This is a genomic window from Deinococcus aquatilis DSM 23025, from assembly GCF_000378445.1.
Classification (GTDB): domain Bacteria; phylum Deinococcota; class Deinococci; order Deinococcales; family Deinococcaceae; genus Deinococcus; species Deinococcus aquatilis.
In genome coordinates this window covers 1-26,328 of the sequence record NZ_KB899741.1, presented here as the reverse complement: position 1 = coordinate 26,328, position 26,328 = coordinate 1, and the positions used below count along the sequence as shown (strand labels likewise).

Here is a 26,328-nt window from a genome sequence, read left to right as displayed (position 1 = left end):
GGCGTCCAGGAACGCCCGCTCGTGTCCCTCTAACCGGTAAGGCGTGGAGGGGGTGATCAGGGGCAGGTTCACAGATCGGTCGCGAAGCCCTGGAGAAGCTGGTCCATCTCAATAGCGCGGGGCACAGGCTTGGGGCAGTGGCGGAACAGGGGCACAGGAGGACCATCATGGAGACTCCCTTTCGAGCAATGGGTAGCCCGCCGAGGCAGGAGACCAAGACGGACAGGGGGAGGAAGATTTGAATTTTTGGTCCTGTGAAAGCATGTGGAGGGCGCGGGGCGACTGGCATGCTCCTGTAGCGCGATTTATCCGGTATAACCCCCACTATGAAGCGCTTCTGGACGGACAACGCTCTTTCTTTGGTGCTCGTTGTTCTCTTCGCGGTGTTCTGGCTGGCCCAGGCGCTCACCGGCTGGGCTGTCTATAACGGAGAATTGGCGCAACTACACCAGCACCTCGTGACCTGGCCGCACTACCTCACCACCTCCCATTTCTGGTCGACCACCGCTGAAAACTGGGAGAGCGAATTTTTGCAGATGGCCGCCTACGTCATCCTTACCATCTACCTGCGCCAGCGGGGCTCCGCCGAGTCCAACCCCTTTCCGGACGAGCAAACTGAAGAGGAACGGAATCAGACGGACGCCGCTCCACGCGGGTTCTGGCGACGCAACAGTCTTTCTATGGCCTTGCTCGGGCTCTTCGTGGGGGCGTTGACCCTTCACCTGTACAGTTCCTGGCAAGCCGACCGCTTGGAACAGCAGGCCAGAGGGCAAGGTGCAGAGAGCCTGGTCGCCTTCCTGCACGAACCGGTCTTCTGGTTCGAATCGTTCCAGAACTGGCAAAGCGAATTCCTGGCAGTGGCGGTCATTGTTGTCCTCACGATCTTCCTGCGTCAGATCGGCTCGTCCCAGTCCAAAGCCGTGTCTGATCCCAATCAAAAAACGGGAGACGCGTGACCGTGCGCTTCCCGCCTCAACCCTGATCCTCCGGCCATTCCACGAAGTCTTTCGGCAGGTCAGCCAGAGTCCTCGCGGGCCACTCGCGCTCGGCCACTGCCCTCACCAACTGGGCCAGGGCCTGTGCGCCGCCAGTGGCCTGGTGGGTGGATGCTTCCGGAGGGGTACCCATGTGCCGGCACGCCGCGAGCAGTGACGCCCAGCCCCAGTCCCCGTGGTAGGAGTCCAACCAATCGCCGTGCAGCGGGCCGTAAGCATCCATTGCACAACGCCAGATGGGCGGATGGTCCTGCGGAGCCAGCCCGTGTGCCTCGTCCGAGGTCTTCAGGCGGGCACAATCGAAGTCGGCGTTGAAGGCAACGATCCGCCGTCCAACCAGCAGGGGCCGCAACTGGGCGGCCACCTCCGGCCAGCTGGACGCGTCCACCAGATCGGCGGCACTCAGTCCATGTACGGCCTGGGCGTCCGTCTCGATCGGCATTGTAGGCCGCACCCGGCTATGAAACTGCACTGCGCCCTCCCGGTCAACGAGCGCGACATCGATCACCTGCCCGGAGAGGCCCGTGCTCTCGGTGTCGAGGTAACCGGTCGGGGGGTCGGCGTGCCAGATACGAAACCGCTTGACCGCGTGATCCACGGCATGCTGGTAGGAGCCCAGCGCATCCTGCTCCGCCCGATCACACCGCTCCTGCCAGCGTTTTTTCTCTGCCAACTTCCGCTAGGGTACCGACCGGCTGAGTCCCAGAGCAGGAGGAGGGGCCGGAGTGGTCGCCAACATTTGGCTCTGGCGCTGCTCTGACCCTCTCCGGCTGCGAAAGGCACCTATGACCCCTTGTTTCTATTGACCTTGTTGCTGCCGGTCCCTTTCCTGGTTGCCGCACGCCGCTGGGGAGCATTCGGCGATACCCGACGTTCACTGCTCAACATCGTCAAGATCACCACTGCGTTGCTGAGCACCCTCCGGATCGTATAGGTGCCAGCCACACGGATTGAGGCGCTGATCGCACTGTCTGTCCCAGTATTGGCCCTGCCTGCCCTAAGCCGATTTTTCCGGGCCATAAGCTCAGCATCGCGGGCCTCTTCGGCCTGATGCATGGGCTGGCCTTCTTGTACACCCTGGCTGAACTCAACCTTAGCGGGTGGCAAACAGCGCTGAGCCTCTTGAGATTTAACTTGGGCATGGAGTCGATGCAACTGATCGCCGTAACCATGCTCCAACTGATTGTGCTGTCCTACACCCCAGACATTCCCCGGTACGCGTCCTGGCAGCGTCGCTGGCAATGCTCGCTTCATTGGGGTAGCTGGGTGACCGAATCGGTTGGCTCCATCCTCTGGGGACGCTGGCAGACGGTTTTGGAACGGTGGGGTCGTGGGCGCTCCTGATTTGGCGATCTTTGCTCTGCTCAGCTTCGTCTTGATTCAGACAGACCGTTGGCACCAAGTGTGAATCATCTGAGAAGGCCCGGTGCAGTCGTGCAAAACAAGAGCCTTTTGCGGGAGACAGTGAGACAGAACACCCTGATGGCTATTTCGCTGCGCTATAGGCCGCGGCCCGCGAGATGTTCAGGTGCGCCGCGACAATCTCCATGGCCCGGCGCACCTCCAGGTGGCCAGAGGTGCGCAGTTCCTGGAGCAGCAGGCGGCGGTGCTGTGGGCTCAAGTTTCGCGGTGTAGACGCGTGCCGGGCGGCGAACGCGTTGATCTGCGCACGCAGGGCATCGGCACCAACCGGATCCAGGGTCTCCCGGGGCGTGGCGTCTACCTGAATGAACGGCGTCAGGACGCTCTGCAGGCCTTGAAACACAGTCAGGTCTAGGTTCAGACACAGGGCCGCCACATAGGTGCCACTGGAGTCCTTGATGCCAACAGACGTGCTCTTGACGGGCCGACCGTCAGCGAACCGGTTGGCATAGTTCGCGAGAACCTGCGGGTAATCAGGGTCAGCCAAGCGGGCAAGGCCCAGTTCCGTCGCGGCCTGACCGACACTGCGGCCAGAGAGGTTGTTATGGATGGCGAGGATGGCGTGCTCGGGGTTGGTGAGGTCATGCACGACGACCTCACAGAAGGGTGCAAACGTCTCAGCCAGCCCCTGCGCCACGTGTTGAAGCTGTTCGAGGAGAAGGACGTGCTCTGTTATCTGACCTGCCATGTAGACATTCTATCCAAACTATGGAAATAATGTCCACAACCAGTAGTTGTCTGACCTGTCATTCTCTTCTCCCGCCACTGAGGTTCCTATGCCCACTCCCACTGCCCCGCCCTCCCTGGTCACGCTTGACGCCATCCGCACCGCTCACACGCGCATTCGCCCGCATGTGGTGCGTACACCCCTAGTGCCCTTTCCCTTGAAGAACTTCTGGCTGAAACCCGAAAGCCTTCAACCCACCGGCGCGTTCAAACTGCGCGGTGCCTTCAACGCCATGCTGTCCCTGACCCCGGACGAGCGCGCGCGCGGTGTGGTGGCGCATTCGAGCGGCAACCACGCCCAGGCGGTCGCGTACGCCGCCCAACAGCTCGGCATTCCCGCTGTGGTGGTCATGCCTGATAACGCCCCTCAGCTCAAGCTGGAGATGACCCGCGCGTTCGGCGCCGACGTCATCATCGTTGGCCCCGCCAGCGAAGACCGCACCCGAAAAGCCGAAGCGCTGAGCGCCGAGCGCGGCCTGACGCCGATTCCCCCTTACGACGACGCACGCATCATCGCTGGGGCCGGCACCGTTGGCCTGGAAATTCTCGAGGACCTCCCGGACGCCGGCACCATCCTGGTCCCTGTAAGCGGGGGTGGACTCATTTCCGGCGTGGCCGCGGCCGTGAAGCAAGTCCGGCCCCAAACCCGCATCATCGGTGTAGAGCCGGACGTGGCCGCCGACGCGCACGAGAGCTTCAAGACGGGCGTACGGGTGACGTACAGCGCCGACCAGGTCGGACGGACCCTGGCGGACGGGCTGCGCGTGCAGCATCTGGGAGACCTCAACTGGGCGCATGTCCAGACCTACGTAGACGACATCATCACCGTGTCCGAAACGGAACTGCGCCAGGCCGCGCGCGAAGCCACCCTGCGTACTCGCTTGGTCACCGAACCCAGTGGCGCGGTGACGATTGCAGCCGCCCTCTACCACCGGAAAGCTCTCGGGGAGACTGGCCCCCTCGTGGCCATTCTGAGTGGCGGTAACCTCGACCCCAGTTTGCTGGTGGAGCTCCTGACCGCCGGGGAGGCGTAATGTCGCCGGCTCCCCTGACGCTGACCGTGCTGGATGACGACACCATCCGCGCCCTCCTCACCTGGCCCGACGTGATCGGGCAGATCGACGCGACCTTCGCTGCAGACGCCCGCGGTTTCGCTACGGTGCTGTCCGTCGTCGGCCACAGCTTGAACGGAGGCCGCTACAGCATCAAGACCAGTCATCTGCGTCTCGGGGAGGGTGAGGACGCCCTGGAGGTGTTTGGCCTGAAGATGGGCTCGTACTTCCCCGGGAATGTCGAGCGGTCCCTACCCACGCACAGTGCCGCGATGTTGCTGGGCGACCCCCACACTGGACAACCTCTGGCACTGCTCGCCGCCAATGCCATCACCGAGTACCGCACGGCGGCAGGGGCCGTCGCGGCGCGGCACCTGGCGCGGGAAGACGCTGCGGTGGTTGCCCTGTTCGGCACGGGCGGGCAGGCCCGCGCGCAGCTCGAGGCCCTGAGCCAGGTGCGACCCGTCCGCGAAGTCCGCGTGTGGTCGCGAACGTTTGCCCAGGCTGAGCAGTTTGTCCGGACGGTCAAGCTGCCAGGCGTGACCATGCGTGCCCTGCGTGAAGGGCAGGCGGCCTGTGAGGGCGCTCACGTGGTGGTCACCGTGACGCCTGCCGAAGCGCCCATCGTCTGGCGTGATTGGATCGCCCCCGGCACCCACATCAATGCTATGGGATCAGACGCCCCTGGAAAGCAGGAACTCGACCCCGCTCTGATGGCAGCCGTCACCGTGGTCGTCGACCGCCGTGCGCAGAGCGTCAGCATCGGGGAACTGCAAGAGCCCATTGCCCGTGGTCTGATGAGCGCCGACGGCGTCTATGCGGAACTGGGGGAAATCTGTGCAGGCGTGAAGCCAGGCCGTCTGGCCCCTGAACAGATCACGGTGTTCGACTCGACGGGTGTATCGTTCCAGGACACTGCCCTAGCAGGGCTGGTGTTGCGGCTCGCCCGGCAGGGACACCTCCTGAACACCATCTCGTTGTAGGCCATATCAACAAGGGGTCATCCTCAGGCGTTGCAAAAGGGAAGCGACTCTGCTGGCGAATTCAGGCTATGGTCTCCAAACCCAGCATTTTCGATGTCGAGTGACGACAATCCGCCCTAGAAAACAACAGGTTTTGAATTCGCCAGCAGAGTCGGAAGCCTTTTGCGGCGGATAAGAAGCTTCATGCTGCTGTTTGAGATGCTGACGTCCGGCTTTGGTTGGGAAGAGCGGTAGACGGGCACAAAGACGTGCTCGATATGCTTCAACGGCATCGCAATATGCCGATGACGCTGATGGGATAAACGGCGTTAAAGTCAGTAGCCAGTTCCCTCTGCCCTTTGGCGCTCAAATGTGCGTATGATCTGCTCATATGCTTCCACTTGAGCGCCAAACGCGCATTATCGAACTGATGGACGTGCACGAAACATTGCTGACCCAAGAGATTGCCGAAAAGGTCGGGGTTTCTGAGGCGACCATCCGGCGTGACCTGCAGGGCATGGCCGAACAGGGACTCCTGGCCCGGACACACGGCGGCGCGGTTCGCTTGCAGCGCAGCCTGACTCAGGAGCCAGCGTTCGCCGCCAAATCGGTCCGGATGCCCAGCGAGAAGTTAGCCATTGCCGACTATGTCGCCTCTCAAGTCAAAGATGGCTCCACGCTCATCTTCGACGCGGGGACCACGATTCTCGCGGTGGCCCAGCATCTGGCCGGCCGGCCCTTGACGGCCATTACGCTCGATCTGCCCGCCGCCCAAGTCCTGGCCGTCGGCGAGACGGAGGTGCTCTTATTGGGGGGCCGGGTCCGCAGCAACTCGTTCAGCATCACTGGCCCGTGGACTGAGGAACAGCTGCGCAGTCTGCGGGCTGACCTATTTTTGATGGGTGCCCATGCCGTCGATGAACGCGGCGTCTCGAATGCAGTGATTGAGGAGGCCATGGTCAAGCGCCTAGCCATCGAGGCGAGCGCCAAGACCCTCTTGCTTGCCGATCACAGCAAGTTTGGCTGGCGGGCCATGACCCAGGTGTGCGCCCTAGACCGGGTGAGTGAAGTCGTGAGTGACCGGAAGAGCCGCAAATTCGGCTGGCTGACAGACGCGGGCCCGAAGGTCACCCTGGTATGAAGAAGGGCCGGGGTAAGTGCCCCGGCCCTCTTGACCTGAGTTCCTTAGCGGCCGCGGGTGTAGCGGTCAATGACCATTGCGCCGATGATGATGAGGCCCGTGGCCAGCAGCTGGTAGAAGGCTTGGACACCCAAGAGGGTCAAAACGTTTTGCAACATGCTCAGCAGCAGGGCGCCCAAGAGCGCGCCCACCACATTGCCCTTACCCCCGGAGAGACTGGTGCCGCCCACCACTGCCGCAGCGATGGCGCTCAGTTCCCAGCCGTTGCCCAGGATGGGTTCTGCCGCACCCAACTGCGCGATCAGCACCAGGGCGGCAAAGGCAGCCAAAACCCCGGAAATCACGTAGGTCAAGGTGATGTAGCGGTTCACGTTGATCCCGCTCAGCCGCACGGCCTCGGCGTTGCCCCCGATGGCCAGGATGTACTGCCCCGTTTTGGTGAACTTGAGAATCAGCGTGAACAGCAGGACCAACCCAAGGGCCGCGAGGAGTGGAATCGGTAAGCCCAGCAGGTTGCCGCCCAGAACGCGCTTGAAATCATCCGGCAGCGACAAGATCGGCTGTCCATTGGTGTACGAGAGGGCCAGGCCCCGGTAAAAGGTCATGGTGCCCAGCGTGACGATAAAGGGGGCGAGCTGTACCCGGGTGATCAGCAGACCATTGACGAGGCCCGCGGCGGCGCCGACGCCCAGAGCGATGAGGACCGCCACCAGCGGCGGCACGCCGCGCTGCATCAGGTCGGCGCCCACGACGGCGGAGAGCGCGGCAGTTGATCCGACACTCAGGTCAATGCCCCCGGTCATGATCACGTAGGTCAGCCCAATGGCGACGATGGTATTGATGGCTGCGCTCAGGCCGATCCCGGTGATGGCATTGTCGACGGAGAAAAACGAGGGAACGGTGAAACTGAAGACCACCGCGCCAAGAAGGAGAATGGTCAGAATGCCCGCTTCACGCAGCCGCTCGATCACGGCGGTGCGGCCTGCACTATTCGGAGAGGACTGGATCTTTTGCATGGGTTATCGCTCCGGTCGCCAGCGCCAGGATGCGCTCCTCGCTGGCCTGGGCACGGGAAAGTTCGCCGACCAGGCGGCCTTCACGCATCACGAGAATTCGGTCACTCAGTCTCAACACTTCCGGCAGCTCAGACGACGCCATCAGGATGGCCACCCCCTGAGCTGCGAGTCCGTCGATCAGGGCGTAGATATCGGCCTTGCTGGCCACGTCGATGCCCCGGGTCGGTTCGTCGATCAGGAGCAGGCCGCAGCCCGCCGCCAGCCAGCGGGCCAAGATGACCTTTTGCTGGTTGCCGCCGGACAATCGGCGGATGATCTGGTCAGGATTGTTGGGGCGGATGCCAAGTTGCAGCATCTGCGGATCGACCTGGGCGCGCATGTCGCGTTCCTGAACGGTTGCGCTGCCCTTGGCCCAACTCGTCAGCATCATGTTGACACTCACCCGGGCGTCCGGGACGATGCCCTGCATTCGCCGGTCTTCAGGAATAAATCCGGTGCCGCGCCGCATCATCAGGTCGGGTGATGGATGCGCGACCACCTGACCGTCAAGTTCGATCTCGCCGCTGTTGACGTCGTCGGCTCCGTAAATGGCCCGCAGCACTTCGGTGCGCCCAGCTCCAATGAGGCCCGCGATCGTGACCACTTCGCCTGCATGGACGTTCAGGCTGATGTCTTGGAAGGCCCCAGAGCGGCTGAGCTGCCGCACGGCCAGCCTCACAGCTCCGGCTTGACGCTCGGGTGGCGCCGTTTGGGCGATGAGGTCGCGGCCAACCATCATCTGCACAAGCTGCTCCTGAGTCACGTCGCGCTGATGCACGGTACCGATGTGCTGGCCGTCGCGCAGGACCGTGACCCGGTCGGCCAAGGCTTCAATCTCATCGAAGTGGTGGCTGACATAGATAATGCCGACGCCGGTGGCCGTGAGTTGCCGCACGACGCGGTAGAGCTGCTCAATCTCATGGGTGGTCAGGCTGGAAGTTGGCTCGTCCATGATGATGATGCGGGCCTGGCGGGCCAGGGCACGGGCGATTTCGACCATCTGCTGCTGGGCGATGGTCAGGCGCCGAACCGGGAGTCCAGGCGCGACCTGCAACCCAACCTGCTCCAGGAAGGGCTTGACCCGGGCGTTCATCCGCGCGTAGTTCAGCACCTCGCTGCCCTCGTTGCCCAGCAAGACGTTTTGCGCGACGGTGAGCTCCGGAATGAGGGCCAGTTCCTGATGGATCATCGCGATGCCCTGGGCTTCAGCGTCTTTGGGACTGTTCAGGACAACGTTCTTCCCGTTCACGGTGAGGGTGCCGCTGTCGGGGCGGTGCATGCCGAACAGGGTCTTGAGCAGCGTACTTTTCCCGGCGCCGTTCTCTCCGAGGAGGGCGTGCACTTCTCCCGCGAGGAGCGTGAACTCGACGTCGCGCAGCACCTGCACGCCGCTGAACGATTTATGGATGTGGTGAGCAGCGAGCAGTTCGGCCACGGGACGGGTCTCCTTACGGGTGGAAGAGGGACGAGCGGACCATCATGGGCCCATCTCCTGGATCTGGGGCGTTGCGGGTGGTGCAGCGCCCCTCTACCGATTTACTTCTTGAATTGCTCGTACTTAGCGACGGTGTTTTTCATGACCAGGGCCTGTGGAGTTGCGACGACCCGGGGGAGCTTCTGTCCGGCCAGCAGGCGTACGGCGACTTCCACGGCGACTTCCCCCGTCAGGCTCGGGAACGAGTCGACCGTCCCGGTCAATTCGCCCTTCTTAATGCTGTCGTAGGCGGCGTTAATGCCGTCTGTGCCGAACACCAGTGTTTTGCCCAAACGGCCTGAGGCCTTGACTGCTTCGACTACGCCGAGGGCCATGGTGTCGTTGTTGCAGTAGAACGCCGTCAGGTTGGGGTAGCGACGCAGCAAATCGCGGGCGGTCGTGAAGGCCTTCTGGCGGTCCCAGTCGGCGGGTACGCTGGCGACGATCTTGAGCGCTGGGTTCTTGGCGAGCGTGGTCTTGAAACCAAGCGTGCGCTGTTTGGCAGCGTAGACGCCCGCCTGACCCTCAATCACAGCCACTTGACCGCCCTTGGGGAAGGTCTTGAGCAGGTACTGGGCGACGCTCACACCGTTGTCGTACTGAATATTTCCGACGAAGTGCTGGGCCGTGGGGGCGACAGCATCGTTGACGTTGATCACCAAGCTGTTCTTACCTGCCCGCGCAATCCCGGGCAGCAGGTTGACGTCACTTTGCGGAGAGACCAGCAGCGCTTTGTATCCTTTGCCGATCATGGTGTTCATCATGCTCAGCTGGCCGATCTGGTCGCTTTCGTTGCTGGGGGCCTGGGCGTCCACTTTGACGCCGTACTTTGTGGCGCCTTTCAGGTAACCGCTGCGCAGCAACTGCCAGTACTCGTTCGAGAGGGCTTTCATGACGCCGCCAACCTGTACGCCAATGGTGGGCTTGGGCACTGGGCCGAACTTCGCGGTGAGCTGTGAGGATTCAATGCGGCTCTTCTCGGTGTCGGGGGAGAAAGTCTGTGCGGTGGCGAGGCTGGCGAGCAGGGCGGTCAGGGTACAGAGTGTGGCGGTGATCTTCATGGTGTGCCTCCTGAGGCGGGTCAAGGGTGAGGGCGTAGATTAGGAAAGTGTAGGTATGGGGCGGTTGTGGAGCCGCTGGACGAATTGGGCGGCCGAAGTCACGGCCTGCTGAAGCGCTTGAGACAGAGGTTCGCCACTCGCCAAATGGGCCGCCAGCACGCCTACGAAGTGATCGCCTGCGCCGTGGGTTGAGCGGGCCTCGACCGCAGGTGCCCGGAGGTCGGTGGTGAGCTCGCCGTCCTGGTAGTGCAGCACCCCGCCTGCTCCCAGGGTGACGACAACGCTGGGGTGGCCGAAGGCGATGTGGGGAAGCCGCGCTTGAGGATCAAGGCCCGTCCAGGCCTGTGCTTCGGGGGCATTGACTACCACGTGATCGGCGAGGGACAGGGTGCCGCGGTGAGTGTCCAACCACGGCGCAGCGTTGACGAGTGTGGGGATGCCTGCCACCCGGGCCTTTTGGAGCAGGTGCTGAAGGGTGTCGGGAGCTGTCTCCCACTGACAGACCAGCAGGCGTAAGGGGTCGGTGCTCAGCAGAGTCTGGAAGGCTTCGGCCTGGAGGTTGGCGTTCGCGCCGGGCAAGACGATGCCTACATTCTCTCCAGACGACTCGATCAGTGCGACGCTGGAGCCGGTGGGCAGGTGCCCGGAGACCTGAAAGGTCGGCTGCACGCCCAGGGCGGTCAGGGTGGTGTGGGCCTCCCGGCCCTGAGCGTCGTTTCCGACGCAGGCCAGCAGCAGGCTCTGAACGTGCGGTGCGGCGGCGACCGCCTGGTTGGTGGCTTTGCCCCCCAACTGCGTCCAGGTGTTTGTGGCAATCACTGTTTCCCCGGGTGCAGGCAGCTGGGGCAGGCGGATCATCTGATCGACATGGAGGCTTCCGGCAAACAGTACCTGCACTCTCTCAGGCATGAACCTGCTCCGGGAACAGCAACCGCTCGAGCACGGTGGTGACATGAAAGCCGTCATGTCCGAAGCCGAGACGCTCGTCGCCAGCCAGTTCACCTGCCAGGGTGAGGAGGCGTTGGGTAACGCGAATGTTCCATTCACATTCGCGCACAGGATCTTCGCGGACGGGGAAGGTGTCGAAGTAGATGGTGCCAGGGTAACCGCCACGTTCGAGCAGCACCAGCAGTTCCAGCGTAGTGATTAAGCTGGAGGTGCCGACCATCAGGCCGTCATCTTGCCGTCCGTAGCCGTCGTTGAGGTGAACTCCGAACAGCTTGTTCTGGCGCAGGGCCAGAGCAGCTGCTTTGGGCGCATGCTCGTTGGCCATCTGAGCGTGGCAATAATCCAACACGACACCCAGGTTGTCCGCACCGACCTCCTGGACGACCAGCAGGGCTTCGCCCATATTGCCGATGAGCGAGTACTTGCGGGGTTCCCAGGGCTTGTATTCGAGCCCCACCCGCATCTCTGGAGCGTGGGCGGCTACCTGGGAGAAGCCCTCAACCGTGTGATCGAACATCCGCTCGTAGCTGTCTTGGAAGGGATAGTCGAAGCCGTCGAAGCCGGGCCACACGATGACATGGTTGCCGCCGAGCGCGGCGCAGGCATCGAGGGCTTGGCAAGTCAGGTCGATGGCCGCTTGGCGGGTGGCTGCGTCTGGGTGTGTAAAGCCCCCGTCACCGAAGGGTTCGGCGGGATAGCGGACGTTGAGGCTGTCGACACCAAGGCCCAGGGCTTCGATGGTGTCGCGTGTCTCCCGCAAGGTGGCGGGTGTGAAGTGCTCGGGGAAATTGAGGCTCAACGAGTTGAGTCCTTGAATCCGGGCGGCGCGTCCCAGCAGATCACTGGTGTGGATACGGCCGGGGGAGAAGGCGAGTTCGGGCCTCGACTTGAGTGAATTGAGACGGGTGGCGTAGAGCATAACCCCTCCTGAATGCGCAACTGCTTGCGCGTTTGTGTTTGTTTTGAAGTTTAACGCAGTGAGTATGCGCCTCAGGCCCTGATCTGTCAAGCGTTAGTGATCAAATGAGCAGATATGATCACAATTGAGACGAAGAAAAGCCAGCCATGGTCATTGGACCGTATAGGCCGTATGGGGCAGAAAACAGACATCAAGGGTTGTGGGTTCCTGCGAAAGAGCTGGAGCGGTTCAATGGGGAAGTTCGGGAAACGATTTGGATCGTGGCGTATGACCCCACCGCGGGCTACACGGACTCAATTGACCTCGCAACGAACCTTCTAGAGACCTTCTGGTCCCTACTTTTTCACCAAGACCACATCGCCCCGGCGCTGAAGGGCTATTCAAGCGCCTGAAAGGATGATCTGCAGTCTTGGCGGCAGTACAACTGTTTGGAAAGCGTTTGCAGTTGGGGAGGTGGCGTGCAAAAGGAAAGCCTTTTGCGGAACAGCTCAAGCTGTTGTCTGAGCCCAAGATGGGTTTGGCAGCGTCCAGCTTGGTGCTGTGCCGTTCTCAGGCAGTCGCTGGCCGAACACCGGGTGCTTCAGCATTCTCAGCCTACAGCCGATTCCCGTCCCCTGAGGGAGACGGTGTGCCTGCCTGAGCCCACGCACGAGCAGGCGGAAAAACCCCGACATGCCCAAAGACAAGATCCCCACCTTCCACCAAATCCATCTCCAGACCTCGCCACCATTGAGGCCCTCAAACGCGAAGGTCTGTAACCTGCCGAGGAGCAGAACCAAGCGTTCCAGACGTGGTCAGTCGTCGCAGCAGGGGCGGACCTGAATTAAGGCAACACCACCGTGAAGTCTCTGTCAGACGGAAGCCACCATGATGGGAGTGACCCATGAACTCTCCTCTTACGCCACCCTCCAGGCCGCCGGGTGCCGTACGAAGCAGCGTCCAAGTGATCAATCTCTTGCCCGTCGCCCTGGGCGTCATTGCTGTGTTACTGATCCTGAGTTTTTTTGGAAGAGTCGGCCCGGCCCTGCTGGCGATCATTCTGGCGCTGATCTTGGCCACTGCCCTGAATCCGGTTGCCCGGTTTCTGGAACGATGGATGGCGCGCGCAGTTGCTGGCCTCACCACCGTGCTGCTGGTTCTGGCCGTCTTAACATTCCTCTGTTTTCTGGCTGTGCCGCCCATGGTGGCCCAGCTTGGGCAGCTCTCGGGCAGTCTCCCCAACACCCTTCCTGAGCTGGAACAACGCATCAATACGGTGGTCGCTCAGTATCCAGCGGTCAGTGGCGCCTTGTCTGAAAACACGGTCCATGGGCTTGTTCAACAGGCGATCGGCTTCACCACGCAAGCCGCCCACGCTCTGCCAAATCTAGTGGGGGCCGCCGTAGGTGGCCTGTTCCTTGGTTTGGTGACGCTGGTGATGGTGGTGTTCGTGCTGAGCAATCCCGTTCCTCTGATCAATGGGGCCCTGGGAGCAGTCCCGCCCAGGTACCGGCTCAAGGCGGCGCGCGCCCTGGCACAGATTCTGAAACAACTGGGCGCGTGGGGACGCGCCACCGTCCTGATCATGCTGGTCACCGGCGCGTTTATGGCGGCTGGGCTCATGCTGCTGGGCGTCCAGAACTGGTTGGTCTTTGGCTTGCTGGCAGCCCTGGGCGAACTGGTGCCGAATCTTGGCCCGATCGTTGCGTCGCTGCCCCCCATCCTGGTCAGCCTGGTGGACGATCCGCAACAAGCTGTTTACGTTGCGCTGTTCTCGCTGGTCTTCCAGCAGCTTGAGGGGTTTATTCTCGCGCCATTCTTGTTGGGCGGCGCCGGGAAGCTTCATCCACTGTCGGTGACGATGGGTGTGCTGTTGTTCGGCAGCGTGTTCGGCCTGGTCGGCGCGTTTCTGACCGTGCCATTCCTGATTATCCTGAAGGCGATCTACCAGGAGTTTTACCTTCAGGACGCGCCAAATATCCCGGATGCGGTGGCCATGGCGCTGATCAGCGGCCAAGTTGAAGAGCAGCTCGAGCGCGAGGACGAAGCACGCGAAGCCGCCGTGAAGGCTGAACAGGCGGCGCGTGACGTAGAACTCGTCCGGCAGGCCGAGGAGGGGGAACTGAACCTCGCCGCTGTACTCGACATTCCTGAAGCGGAGACCCGGACAGCCGAGCTCAGCCGTTCTGCGCAGGATCGGGAAGCCAGCGAATAACTCCGTTCCCGCAACGCTGAAGTCTTGGTCGGGTTGTGTTGAGGGTGAATCGCTTTCGCACACACGGAGTTCAGTCCCGCTCCACGCGGAAGCGCTCCATGACCCAGCGCAAAACCTACATCGCCGAATTCAAGCGTTACGGCTGTACAACTCGTGCAGTCCAACGAAAAGGTCGCGGGCGATGCCCGCGACCTTGAGATTAAACTTTCAACCTCGAGAAGGTGGATCAAAGCCGACCAGCACAGGGGTGATTTGGCCTTTCTAGTCAGGGTCTTCTGTTTTTGACGCCTGAACAAGATCAACTCAAATACCTGCGCGAAAAACAAAACCTTGCGTCAGGGACGTAAAACAAATTGCCATGTGATGACTCGTCAAATCTGGACGACCAGGGACGAAAAAGACATTTCTATTGTCATCTGAAGATCCTGATTGCAGAGGGCCTCTCCCTTATGATTCCTCCGTCACCTCAGGACTTGGTTATGCAGTTTTCAGGTTGCATCAGGTTCGGCGTGACACCGTACAGGTATGAAATACGTGCTCATGACCCTCGCCTTGCTGGCGGGCGCTTCGACTTCGACGGCCCTGGCGCAAACCATCACCTCGCAGAGCATCATCGTGAACCCCGTAGCGTCGCCGCTGAAAGTCAACGTCTGGACAGCCAAGGACACCACGGGGACAAAAACCCCCACCTACGTGGCAGGCGACCGCATCGTACTCAATGTCAAGACAACACAGGACGCCTATGTGTACCTGTTCAATGTGGATCAGCGGGGCAATATCAATCTGATCTTACCCAACCGATTTGCGAGCGGCTCGAACTTCATCAAGGCCAATACCACCAAGAGTTTTCCAGGCAAGGAAGACAAGTTTACCTTTGATATCGCTGGCCCAGCTGGGTTGAACAAGGTGTTGGCGGTAGCGAGTACAGATCAACTGAACCTCGACGATATCGCACAGTTCAAAGAAGACCAGCAGACAGGCTTTGCAACTGTGACCATCAAAGGGGGCCAGAATGGTTTGGCACAGGCCCTATCCATCATCGTCAAGCCACTGGCCTCCAAAGACTGGGTGACCGATATAGCGCAGTACCAGATTTCCGCCGCAGTGGCCACCCCGCCGCTGCCAGTAGTCTCGGTCACCACCAAGGTTTCCACTTGGAAGTCGTCGTTCAAGTCGGCGTTGGGCTTGATGCGCGTGTATGATTTCTACGCCAATCAGCTCAAGGCGCAGGGCTTCGAATCGGACGAGATGACCACTTCGCGCCTCCAGATGGTCGGCAAATTCAGCCTGTATGACGATACGACGACCAACCTAACGGTCAAACAGCGTCCGGGAACGACCATGTACGACGTGGTGCTGGTGCGTACACAGCCTCAATAAACTCAGCAGGTGTGATTGCCTGATGTGATTCCATGGGAAACCGAGTAGGGATGGCCTGAGAGCTAGGCCATCCCTGCCACAATCAGTGACTATTGGTGCCCCGTTGACTGTCCCAACCCGCTGGTCTTAAGCCATGCACTTTTATCTCTAGGTCGCGGCAACATTCCTGATCAGAATGAGCTGTCCGGCCAGTCCGGGTCAGCAAGCCAGTCTGCACTTTTAGTCGTTCGAGACCGTGATCTAGATCTGGCTGATCCGGGCGCTTTCTTGTAGACTGCACCCTATACAAGGCTCCGAGCCTGCAGATCAGAGACAGTCCAAGCAAAGCAGAATTGGCCTGACCACCCCACTTTTCGGGAGGTTTTTATGGTTGTGATGGGGATCGATATCGGCAAAGACGTGTTTTTGCCCATCTGCGGGCCGCTGAAGGCGACCCCAAATTAGAGATTAAGAGTAGTACAGCTCTCCAACGCCTCAACACCTGACACTTTGCTGGGAATGGTGTCCTAGACGCAGTGGGGCATGACAAAGGGCGATATCAGAGTCTGTGACGCGCTCCGAAACCGCCCTGCTCCAAGAGTGGCACGCTGGCCGCCCATCTGAAAACCCGTCTCCCGCACCGCCGTGTCGACGCTTTGAAGCGACTGGCTGAAGTGCTGTTGGCGCTTCTCCAGGCCGAATCCACACTCCACCGCAAGATCGCACTTCATCTGCCCCGGGAGGCCACCCTGGAGTCCAAAACTCGCGTTGTTGCAAGGGTGTTCCATGATGCTCAACTCACCCCGCAGGACGTCACAGACGTCCTGCTTCCCTTGCTGCCCGACGGCAAGCTCACCCTGATCATGGACCGTATGGCCTGGCATGACGGCCAGACTCCTTTGAATTTTCTCGTCCTCGGGGCCATTCTTGGCGGTGCTGTGATCCCGCTCGTGTGGAAAGTTCTTCCGCCCCAGGGGAACAGTTGCACCGCGGCCCGCATTCTCCTGGTAGCCCGCTTGCTCCGAGTGCTGCCCGCGAAACGTTGGGCGGTGTTGATCGCCGACCGAGAGTTTGTCGGGCAGGAATGGTGCCGTTTCCTGCGCTGGAGACACATCCGGCAGTGTCTGCGTATCCGAGAAAACACTCGCATTGAAGATGAACTCGTCCGCGGTCTGTTTCTGGACTTGAAACCCGGTGAAGTGCGAACCCTTTTTGAGCGGACGTGGGTGTACGGCGGCTGGATGCACGTCATCATCACTCTGTCCCCCGCGGGGGACAGAGTGATTGTCGCTTCAGATTTGCCCGTCAGGGACGTCCTTCACACCTACCGGCTCCGGTGGGGCATTGAATCCGCGTTCTCGGCCCTCCAGTCGAGGGGACTCAACTTGGAAGCCACACAGATGACCGCCGCCGACCGGATTTCGAGGCTGTTCGGATTGCTGTGCATCGCGTTGGCATGGATGGCCCGGGTTGGGGTGGAAGATCAGTGTCAGACCTGTTTGAGGTCTGACAACCGAGGGCGACTCATCAGAAGTCAGGTGCGGACTGGGTGGATGGCGCTCAGTGAGGCGGTGCGATGAGGCAGGGATGCCTTTTGGATCCATGTGAAGCTCTTGAATATACCATTTCCGCCTGCTGGAACGTCAGTTTCTCGAAGTGTCAGGTGCTGAGAAGTGTGAGGAAAAAAGTGACGCCCTGGCCCTCTTCCGTTTCTACCCGGACGCGTCCCCATGCCGCGCCGGACATTCGATAGCCCCAGTCGCCCGAATGCAGTTCGGTGCGGGACAGACTGACCCAGTACCTCCAATAGCCGCTCTTCGACCTCAGCCGGAAAGCCCTGACCATTGTTCTGGAGGCGCAGGGTCACCTGTGTGTCGATGAACGACACTTCAACGGGCGCTATGTAAACACGAAGTCATTCCGGCATTGTCTGGCCCGGCTCCTGGCAGCGGATACGGACACCTTGGCCGCGCACTCACTGCTCAGGTGGTCGGTCATGGCCCGCAGCATCTCCAGACGGATCGGCTCTCTGAAATGACGACAGGTTGCACCGCCCAGCAACAGATTACGGACGGAGTCGTCCAGACCTGTCCTGTTGACCCGCAAGAGAGGAGGCTGCAAGCTGCCGAGTTACTTGAGGAATAACGGGTTTAATTAATAGCAATGGTATAAGCGTGGATTCAATTTCGCTCGTTATGCTGGAAGGTATGCCTGATCCATCTGCATCCGTCCCGGCTCCTCCCGCACCACTGACGGATCAATGGCCTGTTCTTATCGAGCGTCTGGCAGCGGCCCGGACCGCCGAGGACGTATTCCGCATCATTTTGCAACCCACGCTGGATGCCCTACAGGCTATTGCCGGAGCGGTGCTGCTCGTTGATGACAGCGGAGAACACCTGGAGGTTGTTGCCACCCAAGGTCACGCCGAAGGGGCCCAGACCCTCTGGCAGGATGGCCCGCTCTCTGGCAACGTTCCTGCAGGTGCCGCTCTGGCACGCCGCGAGGCTCTTTTTTTCCACGATGCTCAGTCTCTGGGCCAGACGTATCCGGAACTGGAAAGCAGAATCGGTCAGGCGCTGTCTGTTGCCAGTGCCGTCCTGCCCATGTTTGAGGGAGATCACCCCATCGGCACTCTGGTACTGGATTTTCCTGAGCCTCACCACTTTTCCATCCAGGAACAGCAGTTCTTGCGGACCCTCGGCGCTCAGTGTGCCATTGCTCTGGGCCGGGCGTGGGCCACCCAGCAGCTGGAAGCCCAGGTCCGCCAGCGCACCCAGCAACTCGAAGACCGCACACTGGAACTTCAACGCAGCAATGCGGAACTGGAACAGTTCGCCTATATCGCCTCGCATGACCTGCAGGCCCCCATCCGCACGGTCATCAGTTTTGCGGGGTTGCTGACCCGGAAATACGCCAGTCAACTGGATGAGCGCGGTCAGCTCTATTTGCACCACATTGCCCAGAGTGGCGAGCATATGCAGCGGCTGGTGGGTGATCTCCTGACATTCTCGCGGGTAAATACCGATCACAGCCCCAAAGACGCGGTCGCCACCGAGGAGGTCTTCGATACAGTGGTCACCCGGCTGGCTGTCGATCAGGTGAGAGGCGAGGGCGGAACAGTCAGCCGTGGCCCCCTGCCCGTGGTCTGTGTCGATGCCCAACAACTTGACCAGCTGTTTCAGAACCTGATCAGCAACGGATTGAAATACCACCGGCCAGAAGAACCTGCACAGGTGCGTGTGTCCGCAGAGCAGGATGGAGAGTGGTGGCGCTTCGCTGTGAAAGACAACGGCATCGGCATCGAACCTCAGTATTTCGAGCGAATCTTTGAAATTTTCCAGCGCCTGCATGACCGGGAAACCTATGAAGGCACTGGAATCGGACTGGCCGTGTGCAAGAAGATCGTGGAGCGTCATGGGGGTCGGCTGTGGCTGGAGAGCGAGCCGCAGCAGGGCACCACATTTTTCTTTACCCTGCCCAACTGCTGAACAGAACTAGACTCGGGGAGCTTCCCTGACCTGCATGGAATTCCCCGAGTCTATTTTTGGTTAGAAGTAATCTGTAGAGCGTTCAGGTCGGTCTCAGGAGGACGTTGCCTCCCATGACGGCCTGCCTGACCTGCTCAGGTTCAGTGGCTGCCCGCCCGCTCCGCCGCGCCGGGTTTGTCATGAACGGCCAGCCGGTCGATCAGAGTGGCAGACGCGTGGTTGAGTCCCACCAGTTCCACGGGCGTGCCCTGCCGCCTGTATTTGAGCATCACCTTATCCAGCGCACCCACCGCCGATCCATCCCAGAAGTGTGCGTCACTCAGGTCAATGACGACCCGCGTGGCAGCATGGGTGAAGTCGAACTGATGCAGAAAGTCATGGGTGCTGACGAAGAACAGTTGCCCCTTTACCTGATACGTCCGGATGCCGTCTGCGTCGTCGGTGTGTGTCACCTGTGAGAGCTGCGATACCTTGCGGGCAAAGAACAGGGCACTGAGCACCACGCCCACCAGCACGCCCAGAGACAGGTCGTGGGTCAGCACGGTGACTCCAACCGTTGCCAGCATCACGATCGTTTCGCTTTTGGGAAAGACGGCCAGCGTTCGGAGACTGTCCCAGTCGAAGGTACTGACACTGACCACGATCATCACCGCCACCAATGCGGCCATCGGAATCTGCACCAGCAGCGGTTGCAGCGCAAGAATCAGGATCAGCAGTCCCAGTCCGGCCACGAAGGTGGACAGGCGGCCACGGCCACCATTGGTCACGTTGATCATGCTCTGGCCGATCATGGCACAGCCCGCCATACCTCCAAAAAACCCGGTGACGATGTTGGCTACGCCCTGCCCGCGCGATTCTGTGTTCTTGTCGCTGGTGGTATCGGTACGCTCGTCGATCAGTTGAGCAGTCAGCAGACTTTCCAGCAGGCCCACGATGGACAGGGTCAGCGCCACCGGAAAGATGATTGCCAGCGTTTCCCAGGTCAGCGGCACCTGCGGAAAGCTGAAGGGCGGCAGGGCTTTGGGCAGGGTACCCATATCCCCCACTGTTTTGACATCAGCTCCGGTGAAGACTGCCACCAGCGTCAGAGCCACGATAGCCACCAGGGCGCTGGGAATGGCCCTGAACACGCGGGGCAGCAGGTAGATGATTGCCAGTCCAGCGGCCACCATCGCGTACATCTGCCAGTTGGCGCCCACGAACTGGGGCAGCTGTGCCATGAAGATCAGGATGGCCAGGGCATTGACGAACCCGACCATCACGCTCCGGGGTACGAACTTGAGGTAACGGGCCAACCTCGCCCAGCCGAACACGATCTGGAGCAGGCCGGTCAGCACGGTGGCGGCAAACAGGTACTCCAGACCGTGATCCTTGACCAGTCCGATCATCAGCAGGGCCATTGCTCCGGTCGCTGCACTGATCATTCCGGGCCTGCCACCGATAAAGGCAGTGACGATGGCGATGGTAAACGAGGCGTAGAGGCCAACCTGCGGGTCAACTCCAGCAATGATGGAAAAGGCGATGGCCTCGGGAATCAGGGCGAGGGCGACGACGATGCCCGCCAGAACATCCTTGCGGGGATTGGAGAACCATTCGCGGCGGTACTGCTGGAGATCGAAACGGGGACGCGGAGAAGGAACAGCAGTCATATGCACCTCAAGGGGTGCCGTGACAACCAACAGCAAGAGACTGCCCTCAGAACAGGGAACGTGCCCAGCGGCACTGAGGTTTGGTTATCGTCGGGGGCGTCACTCAACCGGGACGCCGCACCCGCGGCCCGGCCAGTATGCCGCAAGACAGGGCCGCACACAAGGTTCAGGGCACGGTGCGACCGCTTGTGCCTGAGCTGTTCGGTAGGGGTTCCGAGCAAGGGAGATTCCGGGAATCAGATGGAATCCGTCTCTGTAGCGGCAATCTGCATCCGGTTCCCCCGCCCGCAGGAAGGGTCAGCGGAACTTGCCCGCGCACCAGGCCATCGAATTGCCCCAGCCACCTGCGTTGAGCGTCCAGTGGGCAGGCACGAAGCGGTTGCCTGAGGCAGTTCTGACCGTGAGCGTGGTGGTGTTGCCGTTTTGCCAGGCGGCCGCGATATCGCTGCGGCCATCGCCCGTAAAGTCGGCGGCCACCCACTTGACCGCGTTCCCCTGAATCCAGCCACCGTCACGCACGCTCCAGTCGACCGGACCCTGAAATTGCCGCCCATTGGACAGTGTGACCGCGATGGAATTGCTGCCCAGATCGTTCCAGAGCCGGGCCACGTCGCTTCTGCCGTCTCCGTTGTAGTCGCCTCCTGCAAATACGGAGGAGTCCGACCAGCGGCCCGCGTCCAGCAGCCAGTGGGCATGGGCGAAGGCTTTGCCGGTGGATGATCTGACCGTCAGGGTGGTGCGGCCATCATTGTTCCAGGCGGCTCCGATATCGCTGCGGCCATCTCCGTTGAAATCACCCACGAACCACTTCACCGAATCGCCCCAGCCTCCATCCCGGTCACTCCACTGGGACCAGTACAGAAACTTTTTACCATCCGAGGGAAAGACGGCAATCGACACCTTGCCGCCGTTGTTCCAGACTCCGGCGACATCGGTCAACCCGTCTCCGTTGTAATCACCGGGCAACCAGACGGTCGAGTCGATCCACCCACCTGCATCGGCCAGCCAGTGAACCTGATTGAAGGCGCTCCCGGTCGAGGGCCTGACGGTCAGGGTGTTGTGGCCGCCATTGTTCCAAGCGGCCCCGATATCGCTGCGGCCATCTCCGTTGAAGTCGCCCGAAAACCACTTCACCGAGTCGCCCCAGCCGCCGTCACGCAAGCTCCACTGCGACCAGTACAGGAATTTATTGGTGTCAGAAGGGTAGACCGCGAACGAGGCCAAGCCCCGGTCGTTCCACGCTGCGGCCAGCGACGCGGTCTGTCTGGCCGGGGCCGAGGCGCAGGAGTTGCGGGCGGCCACGTTGGAGATTCGCACGCCGTAGATGGTCTGCACTCCCCGAACATCCACATCCGTGAGGTTGCCCGTCATGTTGCCGTCACGGTTGCAGTAGTTCATGACCGAATCGCGGTCATAGGGCGTGACTGCCGAAGCTCCGGCCTCTGGGCCAGAGGTGGCGCAGTGGGCAGGCCCTTCGACGTTGCCGGGGGCGTCCTGCTCATGAATGAAGCCCAGAACGTGCCCGAACTCGTGAACACCGACGTATTCCACCCGTCCCCGGTCGGCGCTGCCATCGGGATTGAATGACAGATTGACGCCGGGATTGTTGTCGTTGGCACTGCTGAGGGCAACCCTGCCCACCCGCGCCGAACCACCCGCACCCGAATTGTCGGTGCCCTGCGGCGAGATGCGAATACGCACCTGCTTCGCGGTACCGCTTCCGCCGATGCCCACGCCTGTAGGACAACTTCCCCAGCCCGTAAAGTTGACATTGGCGTACCACTGCCACGACCCGCTGACCGCTGCCTGTACGATGTCTTTTTCCCGGCTGTAGCCCGGCGTTTCCCAGCAGACGGGCACCGTGTTGCCTGCGGCCCGCCAATCCTGAACGTCCCGGATCGTCAGGGGCTGTGAGGTGGTTCCGATTCGCTGCTGAGCGCTGACCAGACCAGCGCTCAGCAGGAAGGTGCAGGCCAACACTTTCGTCATCGAATGCCTCATCACGGTCTCCAGTGGTGCCCAAAGCGGTTGCGGTTGGAGTAGGCAGGGGGCGGGATTCAGTCCACTTCCTATTTCTGGCAATCCAGGCGTACCCGCAAACTGGGGTCTGGCACGCTGTATTTCATGCCCATATACTCGGGAATGCGGGGATTGATCTGCAAAATAAATTTGGTGGGGTGCTGCGCTCTGGCCTGCGCTTCAGTCGTTCCTCTGGGATAGGAAAAACGCAGGGCAAAGGTCAGGACGCCTCCCTGCAATACGTCCTGACTCCACGGTTTGAGGAAATCGTTGTCGTCGAGGGCCAGAGCATTACCGTCTGCCAGCAGCAACATCGGCTGACTTCCCCCGCTACTTGCGCCGAAGCCGGTGCCCATCAACGAGGCGGTCTTGAGAACCCCGTTCCTGATTTCCAGCTTCACAGACCATCCGGGAATGTCTGGGCTGCCCGGATCTGGCGTTCGGATAGGCGTCAGAGACAGTACCCTGACGCGCCAGATCCCGTTAAAGAGCGTCTGATTGAGGCATCCTTCCAGGGCAGCCAGCTGATTGGCTCCGCCGCTGGGAGTTCGGGTGGACGTGGGCGCACTGCCCAGGGCCAGCGTCATCGTATTTCCCTTGACTGTGCCTGTGACTCCCAACAGTTTCAGAGCCGAGAGCGGTACATACGTCTCACCGTTCATGACGACAGCACTTTTGCTGGCAACCTGCCCATTCACGATGAGGCTGTAATTGCCCGCTGCCCAGGCCAGAGTGGTCAGGCCCAGTGTCAGCAGGCCCGCCCGAGTCCAATTGCCGCTGATCGTCATATGCTCCTCCCGCTTGTGTGGACGTGCCAAAAGTCAGGCAATAGTTCAGACACGAATGAACGTTGGGGTTACCGCCAACAGAACCAGCCAAAAAGAGACCTCCTGGTGATCCGCACGAATTCATGATCTGGGCAAAATTTGGGAGTTGTGGGTCAGGGCCGTGTGTACAGAGGGCAGGCAGTCAGCAGTGGCCGAGATCAATAACATGCAAGCCTCATATCGGTTTTAGTCAGCCGCACTTAGGGCAATCCCGTAGCTTCAGAGTACACCTCACGGGTGCGGTGACAAGGCCAGTTGGTTGTCAGCCTAGGCCTAGGCCTCTATTCTCATCAGGATGTCTGCCCACTCTGGAGCAGTGCGAGGCTCAAAGATTGGGCTCACTCTTGACCACTTTTGAAGACACTTGACTCGGAAGCCGCCAACTGGTGAACTCTTAAATTTGACCCTTATCTTAGTCCCAATCTATGTCCCTAGGGCCTTCACGTGGCTTCTGTGAGGCTAGGTCTTTTTTGACGTGCTAGACTGCATTTTTTCTGGGTGTTTTTCACTCTAAGAAGATAATGATTTATCTTTTCTGCCTGGAGCATATATCTGAAGAAGACCTGCTCAAGTTTACAGACAGACTGCTGTGATCTAGGGAGTTCACAGGGTGGTTGGATACTTGGGAACCGAGCACGTCGCCCCTTAGATTTGGAGAAGCGCTCAGATTTATTGCTGGTAGGTTGTGCATTCCTGCAGGCTACGCTGGCTGATATTTGTTGTAGCTCGAGGAGGCATGCGCTCTCGTTGCTTGACTGGTTTTCGCACTAATGTGCCTTAGTGCGAAAAACCCTCAGCTTACCTGTCCCTTCTGTTCCCATACAAAGATGTCTTGCAAGCTCACCTGTTGACCCGTCAGCGTGTTCAGACTCTCGATCACTTTCTCCAGCGCTGAAAAATTCACCTGCGTCGGCGTGCCGTCATACATCGCCCGCATGGTATTCATGGCAAGTTGCATTCTTTCTGTAGCGCGTGGTGTGGTGCGTGTCCATCGTCTGGCTGAGCGTCCATCGAAACGTGGGGGTTTGTTGAAACCCAGGTACAGATGGGAGTCTGGAGTTATTCGCCCAAAACCGACAGAGGTCTCAAATTCCGCTCAAAAAACGTTGATAAGCGCTTTAAAAATGGCCTGAAATCACGTTGTAGGTGGGGTTGGGAGACATGAAACCCAAGTACAGATGGGAGTCTGGAATTGCCTGTCCAAAAACTGATAGGTTCTGAAAAATTCTCTCATGCAATGAGCAACACCGTCCTCAGCTGACGGTGTTTTGCAAATTTTTGTCTTCCCAACCGTGTTTTTGTAGGAGGCATCTCAACAGCTGACAGATTGAGAAATTGACGTTCCAGTGGGCGGAAAAGGTGTGTTGAGGAGTTGAAGGTAGCTCTTGAAGGCATCTCTACCCCACCGGACGGCCTGACTGAGGGCCATCCACCCTGTCCGCACCTGACTTCTGATCGGCCGCCCTCGGTTGTCAGACCTCGTTGAGGTCTGTTGCTGATGTTCCGCGCCGACTCGGGCCATCCAAGCCAACGCCATGCACAGCAACCCGAACAGTCTGGAAATCCGGTCGGCAGCTGTCATGTGCGTGGCTTCGAGGTTCAGCCCTCTTGATTTGAGGGCCGAGAACGCGGATTCAATGCCCCACCTGAGTCGATAGGTGTTCAGAATGTCCCTGACGGGCAAATCTGAAGCAACGATCACCCTGTCTCCGATCGGGAACAGGGTGATGACGACGTGCATCCAGCCGCCGTAAACCCACGTCCGCTCAAAGAGAGTCCGGACTTCACCGGATTGGAGACCCTTGAACAGATCGCGGACGAGTTCATCTTCAATGCGGGTGTTTTCCCGAATCCGCAGACACGCCCGGATCTGTTTCCAGCGCAGGAAGCGGCACCATTCTTGCCCAATAAACTCGCGATCTGCGATCAACACGGCCCAGCGCTTCGCGGGAAGAACCTTGAGGAGCCGGGCCACGAGGAGAATGCGCGCTGCGGTGCAACTGTTGCCCTGGTGTGGGATGACCGTCCACACCAAAGGAATCACGGCGCCCCCAAGTAGGGCACCGAGGACGAGCAGGTGGAGTGGCGTCTGACCATAGTGCCAATTCGGGAAGGTTCATCACAGGGTGAGTTTGCCTTCGGGAAGCAAAGGAAGCAGGACGTCTGTGACGTCCTGCGGGGTGAGCTGAGCATCATGAAACACGCGGGCGACAACGCGTGTTTTCGACTCGGGGGTGGCCTCCCGGGGGAGATGCAGGGCGGTCTTCCGGTGAAGTGTAGATTCGGCTTGGAGGAGCGCCAAGAGGACTTCGGCCAGTCGCTTGAGGGCATCCATCCGGCGGTGCGGGAGATGGGTTTTCAGGTGCGCAGCCAATGTATCACTCTTGCAGCAGGGCAGTTTTGAAGATCGTCACAGACTCTGATACTGCCCTTTGCCATGCCACACTGCGTCTAGAACGCCATTTGCCTCAAAGTGTCAGGTGCTGAGTGTGCTCCCAATTCCCTCTCCGCGGTTGAAGCCATCATTCCCCTCGACGGTCTCGAAGTGAGCCGGATGCTGGTGCTCCCCGCCGCGGCACGCCTGGTAGAACGCCCGGAGGCAACGCCAGTTGGGAAGCGAGGCAGAGCAACGGTGAGGAGTCACCTATGACGCCCGTTCAATACCGCGGTGATCTCCTGGCCCAGAGCCAGGAGTGGACAAACTTGTATGATGATGAACTCAAACGCCGGGCCGTCAGGGCCGCCGCGGAGCAGGATATCCCCGTCCTAGTACATCGTCAACCGATTAGGGTGAGTGTCCACCGATAACATGAGGCATGAAACGTTTTCCTGTGCGGTTGACGCCCGAAGAGCACGCTGAGCTCGACCGCTTCGTCCACACCGGCATCCGCAGTGTTCAGGCGGTGGTGCGTGCCCGTCTCTTGTTGATGGCGAACGAACAGGGTGCCGCGCAGAATGACGTCGAGATCGCCCGAACCCTCTCCATCAGTGTCAAAACCGTCCAGGAGAATCGCAAACGCTACGCACAGGACGGCCT

General features: G+C 60.3%; 20 protein-coding genes and 2 pseudogenes. 10 read left to right on the top strand and 12 right to left on the bottom strand.

Features of this window, described 5'->3' with window-relative positions; translation table 11 throughout:
- Positions 1-326 precede the first annotated feature (326 nt).
- Positions 327-956, top strand: a complete 630-nt coding sequence (locus F561_RS0119605; RefSeq protein WP_019011674.1) for a DUF6766 family protein — start codon at positions 327-329, stop codon at positions 954-956.
- A gap of 16 nt (positions 957-972) precedes the next feature.
- Here F561_RS0119605 and F561_RS27420 read toward each other — a convergent pair whose 3' ends face one another.
- On the bottom strand, positions 973-1,668 hold the full coding sequence (locus F561_RS27420; protein ID WP_019011673.1) for a 3'-5' exonuclease: 696 nt from the start codon (positions 1,666-1,668) through the stop codon (positions 973-975).
- A gap of 308 nt (positions 1,669-1,976) precedes the next feature.
- Between F561_RS27420 and F561_RS30570 the strand changes: the two genes are divergently transcribed.
- Complete coding sequence (locus F561_RS30570; protein ID WP_425386930.1) at positions 1,977-2,339, top strand: HupE/UreJ family protein; 363 nt, start codon at positions 1,977-1,979, stop codon at positions 2,337-2,339.
- 142 nt (positions 2,340-2,481) lie between these two features.
- Here the strand turns inward: F561_RS30570 and F561_RS0119585 are convergent, their stop codons facing one another.
- Complete coding sequence (locus F561_RS0119585; protein ID WP_019011670.1) at positions 2,482-3,105, bottom strand: helix-turn-helix transcriptional regulator; 624 nt, start codon at positions 3,103-3,105, stop codon at positions 2,482-2,484.
- A gap of 88 nt (positions 3,106-3,193) precedes the next feature.
- On the opposite strand from F561_RS0119585, the gene F561_RS0119580 reads away from it, so the two are divergent.
- The 3 genes from F561_RS0119580 (at position 3,194) to F561_RS0119570 (ending at position 6,298) form a co-directional block, all read left to right on the top strand.
- The gene (locus tag F561_RS0119580; RefSeq protein ID WP_019011669.1) at positions 3,194-4,177 is read left to right on the top strand and encodes a threonine ammonia-lyase; all 984 of its coding nucleotides are present in this window, start codon (positions 3,194-3,196) and stop codon (positions 4,175-4,177) included.
- The gene (locus F561_RS0119575; RefSeq protein ID WP_019011668.1) at positions 4,177-5,178 is read left to right on the top strand and encodes an ornithine cyclodeaminase family protein; all 1,002 of its coding nucleotides are present in this window, start codon (positions 4,177-4,179) and stop codon (positions 5,176-5,178) included. The genes F561_RS0119580 and F561_RS0119575 overlap by 1 nt, the downstream gene beginning before the upstream one ends.
- A 370-nt stretch (positions 5,179-5,548) precedes the next feature.
- On the top strand, positions 5,549-6,298 hold the full coding sequence (locus F561_RS0119570; RefSeq protein WP_019011667.1) for a DeoR/GlpR family DNA-binding transcription regulator: 750 nt from the start codon (positions 5,549-5,551) through the stop codon (positions 6,296-6,298).
- 44 nt (positions 6,299-6,342) lie between these two features.
- On the opposite strand, the gene F561_RS0119565 is transcribed toward F561_RS0119570, so the two are convergent.
- The 5 genes from F561_RS0119565 to F561_RS0119545 all read right to left on the bottom strand — a co-directional run bounded on the left by F561_RS0119565 (position 6,343) and on the right by F561_RS0119545 (position 11,755).
- Positions 6,343-7,314 (bottom strand): ABC transporter permease, encoded by a 972-nt coding sequence (locus F561_RS0119565; protein ID WP_026299086.1) that lies wholly within the window; start codon positions 7,312-7,314, stop codon positions 6,343-6,345.
- Complete coding sequence (locus F561_RS26085; protein ID WP_019011665.1) at positions 7,286-8,788, bottom strand: sugar ABC transporter ATP-binding protein; 1,503 nt, start codon at positions 8,786-8,788, stop codon at positions 7,286-7,288. Before F561_RS26085 ends, F561_RS0119565 begins: the two co-directional genes overlap by 29 nt.
- Before the next feature lie 101 nt (positions 8,789-8,889).
- Positions 8,890-9,888 carry a sugar ABC transporter substrate-binding protein gene (locus tag F561_RS0119555; RefSeq protein WP_019011664.1) on the bottom strand — a complete coding sequence of 333 codons (999 nt, stop codon included), beginning with the start codon at positions 9,886-9,888 and terminating at the stop codon, positions 8,890-8,892.
- Between the two features lie 39 nt (positions 9,889-9,927).
- Positions 9,928-10,797 carry a PfkB family carbohydrate kinase gene (locus F561_RS0119550; RefSeq protein WP_019011663.1) on the bottom strand — a complete coding sequence of 290 codons (870 nt, stop codon included), beginning with the start codon at positions 10,795-10,797 and terminating at the stop codon, positions 9,928-9,930.
- Positions 10,790-11,755 carry a sugar phosphate isomerase/epimerase family protein gene (locus F561_RS0119545; protein ID WP_019011662.1) on the bottom strand — a complete coding sequence of 322 codons (966 nt, stop codon included), beginning with the start codon at positions 11,753-11,755 and terminating at the stop codon, positions 10,790-10,792. Before F561_RS0119545 ends, F561_RS0119550 begins: the two co-directional genes overlap by 8 nt.
- A 943-nt stretch (positions 11,756-12,698) precedes the next feature.
- Here F561_RS0119545 and F561_RS26080 point away from each other — a divergent pair.
- From F561_RS26080 to F561_RS27415, 4 genes and pseudogenes are all read left to right on the top strand, one after another.
- Positions 12,699-13,949 carry an AI-2E family transporter gene (locus tag F561_RS26080; protein WP_245556583.1) on the top strand — a complete coding sequence of 417 codons (1,251 nt, stop codon included), beginning with the start codon at positions 12,699-12,701 and terminating at the stop codon, positions 13,947-13,949.
- 525 nt (positions 13,950-14,474) lie between these two features.
- Positions 14,475-15,329: a DUF4384 domain-containing protein gene (locus F561_RS0119520; RefSeq protein ID WP_019011657.1), complete on the top strand. Its 855-nt coding sequence runs from the start codon at positions 14,475-14,477 to the stop codon at positions 15,327-15,329.
- Between the two features lie 547 nt (positions 15,330-15,876).
- Positions 15,877-16,978 (top strand): annotated as a pseudogene (locus F561_RS26075) (transposase).
- Positions 16,979-17,515: 537 nt separating this feature from the next.
- Positions 17,516-18,796, top strand: a complete 1,281-nt coding sequence (locus F561_RS27415) for a sensor histidine kinase (RefSeq protein ID WP_019011654.1) — start codon at positions 17,516-17,518, stop codon at positions 18,794-18,796.
- Between the two features lie 140 nt (positions 18,797-18,936).
- On the opposite strand, the gene F561_RS0119500 is transcribed toward F561_RS27415, so the two are convergent.
- The 5 genes and pseudogenes from F561_RS0119500 to F561_RS26065 all read right to left on the bottom strand — a co-directional run bounded on the left by F561_RS0119500 (position 18,937) and on the right by F561_RS26065 (position 25,689).
- Entirely contained in the window at positions 18,937-20,445 is a 1,509-nt protein-coding gene (locus F561_RS0119500; RefSeq protein ID WP_040381326.1) for a SulP family inorganic anion transporter, read from the bottom strand.
- Between the two features lie 297 nt (positions 20,446-20,742).
- On the bottom strand, positions 20,743-22,434 hold the full coding sequence (locus F561_RS0119495) for an FG-GAP-like repeat-containing protein (RefSeq protein ID WP_019011652.1): 1,692 nt from the start codon (positions 22,432-22,434) through the stop codon (positions 20,743-20,745).
- An 80-nt stretch (positions 22,435-22,514) separates the two neighbouring features.
- Entirely contained in the window at positions 22,515-23,252 is a 738-nt protein-coding gene (locus F561_RS0119490; RefSeq protein ID WP_019011651.1) for a hypothetical protein, read from the bottom strand.
- An 832-nt stretch (positions 23,253-24,084) separates the two neighbouring features.
- Positions 24,085-24,249 carry a helix-turn-helix domain-containing protein gene (locus F561_RS29100; protein WP_019011650.1) on the bottom strand — a complete coding sequence of 55 codons (165 nt, stop codon included), beginning with the start codon at positions 24,247-24,249 and terminating at the stop codon, positions 24,085-24,087.
- Between the two features lie 354 nt (positions 24,250-24,603).
- Positions 24,604-25,689 (bottom strand): annotated as a pseudogene (locus F561_RS26065) (transposase).
- 418 nt (positions 25,690-26,107) lie between these two features.
- On the opposite strand from F561_RS26065, the gene F561_RS0119470 reads away from it, so the two are divergent.
- The coding region (locus F561_RS0119470; RefSeq protein ID WP_019009421.1) for a helix-turn-helix domain-containing protein at positions 26,108-26,328 on the top strand (221 nt) is incomplete at its 3' end.

Excerpts from the sequence above, each read along its gene's own strand:
- F561_RS0119490 (WP_019011651.1), bottom strand. The coding sequence starts at position 23,252 with ATGACGATCAGCGGCAATTGGACTCGGGCGGGCCTGCTGACACTGGGC.
- F561_RS0119580 (WP_019011669.1), top strand. The coding sequence starts at position 3,194 with ATGCCCACTCCCACTGCCCCGCCCTCCCTGGTCACGCTTGACGCCATC.
- F561_RS0119585 (WP_019011670.1), bottom strand. The coding sequence starts at position 3,105 with ATGGCAGGTCAGATAACAGAGCACGTCCTTCTCCTCGAACAGCTTCAA.
- F561_RS29100 (WP_019011650.1), bottom strand. The coding sequence starts at position 24,249 with ATGCAACTTGCCATGAATACCATGCGGGCGATGTATGACGGCACGCCG.
- F561_RS0119570 (WP_019011667.1), top strand. The coding sequence starts at position 5,549 with ATGCTTCCACTTGAGCGCCAAACGCGCATTATCGAACTGATGGACGTG.
- F561_RS0119550 (WP_019011663.1), bottom strand. The coding sequence starts at position 10,797 with ATGCCTGAGAGAGTGCAGGTACTGTTTGCCGGAAGCCTCCATGTCGAT.
- F561_RS0119500 (WP_040381326.1), bottom strand. The coding sequence starts at position 20,445 with ATGACTGCTGTTCCTTCTCCGCGTCCCCGTTTCGATCTCCAGCAGTAC.
- F561_RS0119545 (WP_019011662.1), bottom strand. The coding sequence starts at position 11,755 with ATGCTCTACGCCACCCGTCTCAATTCACTCAAGTCGAGGCCCGAACTC.
- F561_RS27415 (WP_019011654.1), top strand. The coding sequence starts at position 17,516 with ATGCCTGATCCATCTGCATCCGTCCCGGCTCCTCCCGCACCACTGACG.
- F561_RS0119605 (WP_019011674.1), top strand. The coding sequence starts at position 327 with ATGAAGCGCTTCTGGACGGACAACGCTCTTTCTTTGGTGCTCGTTGTT.
- F561_RS0119555 (WP_019011664.1), bottom strand. The coding sequence starts at position 9,888 with ATGAAGATCACCGCCACACTCTGTACCCTGACCGCCCTGCTCGCCAGC.
- F561_RS0119565 (WP_026299086.1), bottom strand. The coding sequence starts at position 7,314 with ATGCAAAAGATCCAGTCCTCTCCGAATAGTGCAGGCCGCACCGCCGTG.
- F561_RS0119575 (WP_019011668.1), top strand. The coding sequence starts at position 4,177 with ATGTCGCCGGCTCCCCTGACGCTGACCGTGCTGGATGACGACACCATC.
- F561_RS0119520 (WP_019011657.1), top strand. The coding sequence starts at position 14,475 with ATGAAATACGTGCTCATGACCCTCGCCTTGCTGGCGGGCGCTTCGACT.
- F561_RS0119495 (WP_019011652.1), bottom strand. The coding sequence starts at position 22,434 with ATGACGAAAGTGTTGGCCTGCACCTTCCTGCTGAGCGCTGGTCTGGTC.